At 41.9% G+C, this 4,188-nt stretch carries 3 protein-coding genes and 2 pseudogenes; 1 reads left to right on the forward strand and 4 read right to left on the reverse strand.

Going from position 1 to position 4,188, the window contains the following annotated elements:
• The 3 genes and pseudogenes from JGK07_RS32845 to JGK07_RS33360 form a co-directional block, all read right to left on the reverse strand.
• The coding region (locus JGK07_RS32845; protein ID WP_293243572.1) for an IS5 family transposase at positions 1-1,035 on the reverse strand (1,035 nt) is incomplete at its 3' end.
• Positions 1,036-1,199: 164 nt separating this feature from the next.
• Positions 1,200-2,345, reverse strand: coding sequence for a pentapeptide repeat-containing protein (locus JGK07_RS32850; protein WP_293243569.1), 1,146 nt, complete (start codon positions 2,343-2,345; stop codon positions 1,200-1,202).
• A 138-nt stretch (positions 2,346-2,483) separates the two neighbouring features.
• Positions 2,484-3,380: pseudogene (locus JGK07_RS33360) on the reverse strand (pentapeptide repeat-containing protein); the annotation flags it as partial.
• A gap of 136 nt (positions 3,381-3,516) precedes the next feature.
• On the opposite strand from JGK07_RS33360, the gene JGK07_RS32860 reads away from it, so the two are divergent.
• The gene (locus JGK07_RS32860) at positions 3,517-3,912 is read left to right on the forward strand and encodes a nuclease A inhibitor family protein (RefSeq protein ID WP_293243563.1); all 396 of its coding nucleotides are present in this window, start codon (positions 3,517-3,519) and stop codon (positions 3,910-3,912) included.
• A 98-nt stretch (positions 3,913-4,010) separates the two neighbouring features.
• Here the strand turns inward: JGK07_RS32860 and JGK07_RS32865 are convergent.
• A pseudogene (locus tag JGK07_RS32865) lies at positions 4,011-4,188 on the reverse strand (photosystem II q(b) protein); the annotation flags it as partial.

Genomic DNA, 4,188 nt, shown 5'->3' on the forward strand with positions numbered 1-4,188 from the left:
GGCTTCTACTTGTCTTTTAAGGTCTCCTGATTCGTTGAAGTTATCCCAACTAATTCGGTCTAAAAATACGTACCCATTTCGACAACTGGCTGACAGTTTGGCCCCAAATTCAACGGATTTCCCAGCTTTTCCTCTGATTATAGGGCGGATATGTGGTTGCTTTAAACTTACTATTCTGTCAGGAATACTATGTTCTTTCTTTTCATACATTGACAACTGTTGGCGGTAGACTTCTGTCACTACTAACAGCATTCTATAATCAGATTTGGTTAATAACTGTAGCTCACCCATTCGCTCTATACTAGCCAAATTTCTTTGGATGTATTGTAGTTGTTTTTTAATGGCTTTTCTTCTTGCTTTTCTTCGTGGTTTTTTTTGTTTTGCTATGGTTAGGTATTCTTTTCTGGCTCTGTTTCGATAGGTTCTCGGCTTTTTTTTTTCGGGTGATTTAGTTTGATTGTGTAGTATATCTATGATTTTTTCTGTGTTTTCTCTGGCTTGATTTAATAGTCCTAAGTCTGTCGGATATTTAAGATCTGCTGGCGCACAGGTTGCATCTAATATTAATTTTCCTTGATTTTTGGGTTCACTCCAGTCTGATGACTTTTTTTCTACTTCTTCTCCTTGTACTTGGATCTGGTCTTTGACCATTTTTTCATTGATTTTATTGACTAGGTTGACTCCTATTCTTTTCCGAAAATAAACGAACATGGATGAGTCGAATGGTGATTCATTACTATAGCCACTCAGACCTAGGAAGTATTGTAGGTATGGGTTTTCTCTTATTTGTTCTACTGTTTCAGCATCGCTAGTTCCTAATCTTTCTTTGATTATCAATGCCCCTAATGCCATACGAAACGATTTGGCAGGGGCTCCCGTTGCACAGGTGAATTTTTTGGCATATTCATCTTCAAATTCAGCCCATGGAATTATTTTTGCCATGATTACCCAACGATTATTCTCTGATAATTGTCCCTCGAAGGGTAGATCAAAGTTGGAAGGTTCTTTTGGGGTTGGGTCAAGTTTTCGGTACATGAAGGAAAGTGATGCTGTGCATGGCTTTTGACTAATTTTACCTCATAGTCTAACACATTGTCAGTGCCGAACGCGAGTCAAAGCCTTTTCAGGTAAGGGTTTTAGGCTTATTCAGCAAGCCCTATGTTAATCAGCAGTGCTTGAGATTGGCTGTTACTGCAACGCTACGCAGGCAACCCTAATGCCTTCAATATCATTGGCAATAACTTGCTGCACGCCTCTACAATGCTGGCAGTCTGGGGCAAACTGCTCAATGTTGCCTCAAACATCTTCCTCGCTTTCCGTGTCAGCCCTTCTTTTTTAGCAGGTTCCTCTGTTTGCTTAGCTTCTGCCAAAGCTTGCACTTGCTCTAGTAAATCGGCTTTGTCGGGGTCGGGTAATTCGGAATCATTTTCGATCGCTTGTTGGAGTTGTGTCAGGAGTTCTTTGATGTTGGGTTCATCGGGTTCGGACGCATCTGGCAACCGATCGATCGTGTTGGTCACGCTACCGCTAATTGTACCCAGATTGACGACTCCGCTGACATCACCGCCGACTAAGCCGCTGATGTCGCCAATGCTGCCACCGCCTGAACGAATGTTGATTCCCTTGTTTTGAGTCATAATTAATTCTCCTTTAATGATTTGAATTGTTTCTGCTTGAATCTTAGATTGATGCGTACCTGTTTGAATAAACTGCTCGATCGTATCCTTAAGTGTACGAATTTCAGCATCTCGTGTGGCCAGTCTTAACTGAACGGCAAGCGGCAATTCCTTCTTGATTCGAGCGTAATCTGTAAAATATTCGTGGCTCAACTCCGATTTGTCGGCTTCTGGTGCAGTTGTAAACCTGAGATTCAAGCCATTGTTGCCCCGCCGTTCGATCGCCACAAACCGCAGCTTTTGCTCTGGATGGTTGGTTGATAAGTTTTTAAGTGCAATGGAGATGGCGCGGGGGTCAATATCCTGACTGTGGTACAAATCTAGAGTATCCACGTAAGGCTTGATGAAATCAGCAAATTCTCCCTCCCCGAACGTTTCCCCCCAGTTATCCGGTTTTCGCAATCGGTTGGGATTATCTTCTGTTTCAAGACGCATGAATACATAGTCGCATTGCACGTCCTCTAGATTGGTGCTACCTGTAATTCCCCAATCTTCGATACAAGCTCCCGTGAGAATTGCTCCCGTCATATCTGTACCGTCGAGTTGCGCTTGCTTCAGGATGGCTCTTGAAAAATCAGCATTCTGCAAATTAGCGTTGTTGAGGTTTGTTCCCATAAAATTTGCATTTTGCAAATTTGCATTTTGCAGATTTATTCCTTCCAAATTCATTCTAATAAAATTTTTATTTTGACCGTTATTGCTAACAACAAGTTTGCGTGCCTCCGAGTATATTAGATACCCTTTATCAATTTTACAAAGACTCAAACTTTGGGCCGAAAGCCAACAGGTTCCAACAAGATTTGCTCCCCCAAAATCAGTACCTTTTAGATTTACATATTGAAAAATAGCATTAGTCAAATCAGATCCCTGGAAAGTGGTGCTGCCTATTGCACAAAAATCAGATACTATTTTCAAAGAAAATGAGAATCTCTCATCCCCTGATAAAGTTTTAAAAGCTAAATAATTACTAAATAGGATGCCTAAAGTCCCTCCTAATATTGCCCCTGTTGAAGCCCAATTAACATGAACAGCAGCGTCAATTGTTCTAGAACCTAATGCTGAAGCCAGCATTAAAGTTGAGGCTGATGCAATTACTATTGCTACGCATCTACATAGAGCATTGCCGATGGCAGAAATTATAGCTATCGAAAGAGTCCCAGCTAGCAATCCCGCTAATGCTCCAGCAATCGCCAGCGATCCATTCCCTGCTAATGCTACGGCTAAGGTTCCCGCACCGGAAAAGGCAACAGCAATACCTATAGCAGTTGTTCCAACAACTGCCAAGGTTCCTGCTCCAAAACCCAAAGCTGTTCCCAAGCCTTTCTCAATAGCTATAAAACATAAGCTTGCAAGTATTACCAAAACAAAGATACCCGGAAAAATCGTGAAATCTCTAATAATATTTGTCTTGAATAAATATGCTACCCAAACACCAGTGAATGACCATATAAACCCAGCCACTCCAGATAAAAAAAGTGAAGCAAGCAAGAGTCCAACCAGCCAACGTTTTTGCAGTCCTACTTTTGCTCCTGTGAAATTTGCTCCTATTAATATAGCGTTAGTGAAATTTGCTCCTTGAATATATGCATTACTGAAGTCAATTTTAGACAAATCTTTTCCTTGAAAGCTTTGTCCTTGAAGATTTTTCCCACGAAAATCAAGATCTCCACCAACGTAACGTTTTAAAACCTCTTCAGATTTCATAGCACTTAGGGAAAAATGGAAAACTTACACGCATAGCTTAATACATGAATAGCATAAATTTTTGAGAACAAGAAACTATAGCGGTTATTAGTCACATGAGGTATATTTTTGAAGCTGGACTAAAACCACCACCATCATGACCGACTCCATCACCACCCAACTCAAACAAGCTTCCGAGGGTTTGCTCTTCCTTAGCGAATCTGACGCACCCTTCGAGATTGTTAAGTGGAAAACACAAGGAAAACTCACCCCGGCGAAACTCTTGCAACTTACCGAACACTCGCCCGATGAATCCGTAGAATTGGTCAGCGTTGATGACTTTTTCGCGATGGCAACCCAAGCAGAAGACTGGCACGATGAAGAGGAACTGGAGATAGTCCAGCGGTTCCAGCAGTTGGTAAGTGTATTGAAGCAGAATTTATCAAACATCCAGGTTTACCGAGTTGGCAGTACGGACATCGATGCTTACATAGTTGGGGTAACTCCCAGCGGTAACTGGATGGGGCTATCAACGCAATTGGTGGAAACTTAATTGCAACAAACACTGTAAAAAAGTCGATAAAATCTTTTTCCCCAAACAAAAAGCGCCCCTATTTCTAGGAGCGCTTTTTGTCAATCTAAGGTTAAAAATTAACCGTTGATGGAAGGAGCAACCAAAGCAACTGGAGTGGTTTCGCCAGCAGCCAAGTCGAGTGGGAAGTTGTGAGCGTTGCGCTCGTGCATTACTTCCATACCCAAGTTAGCGCGGTTGATGACATCAGCCCAGGTGTTGATGACGCGACCTTGTGAGTCGATAATCGATTGGTTG

This window comes from Microcoleus sp. PH2017_24_DOB_U_A (assembly GCF_020738205.1).
Lineage (GTDB): Bacteria > Cyanobacteriota > Cyanobacteriia > Cyanobacteriales > Microcoleaceae > Microcoleus.

Bases quoted from the DNA above. Each gene is read 5' to 3' on its own strand.
- JGK07_RS32850 (WP_293243569.1), bottom strand. From the start codon at position 2,345: ATGAATTTGGAAGGAATAAATCTGCAAAATGCAAATTTGCAAAATGCA.
- JGK07_RS32860 (WP_293243563.1), top strand. From the start codon at position 3,517: ATGACCGACTCCATCACCACCCAACTCAAACAAGCTTCCGAGGGTTTG.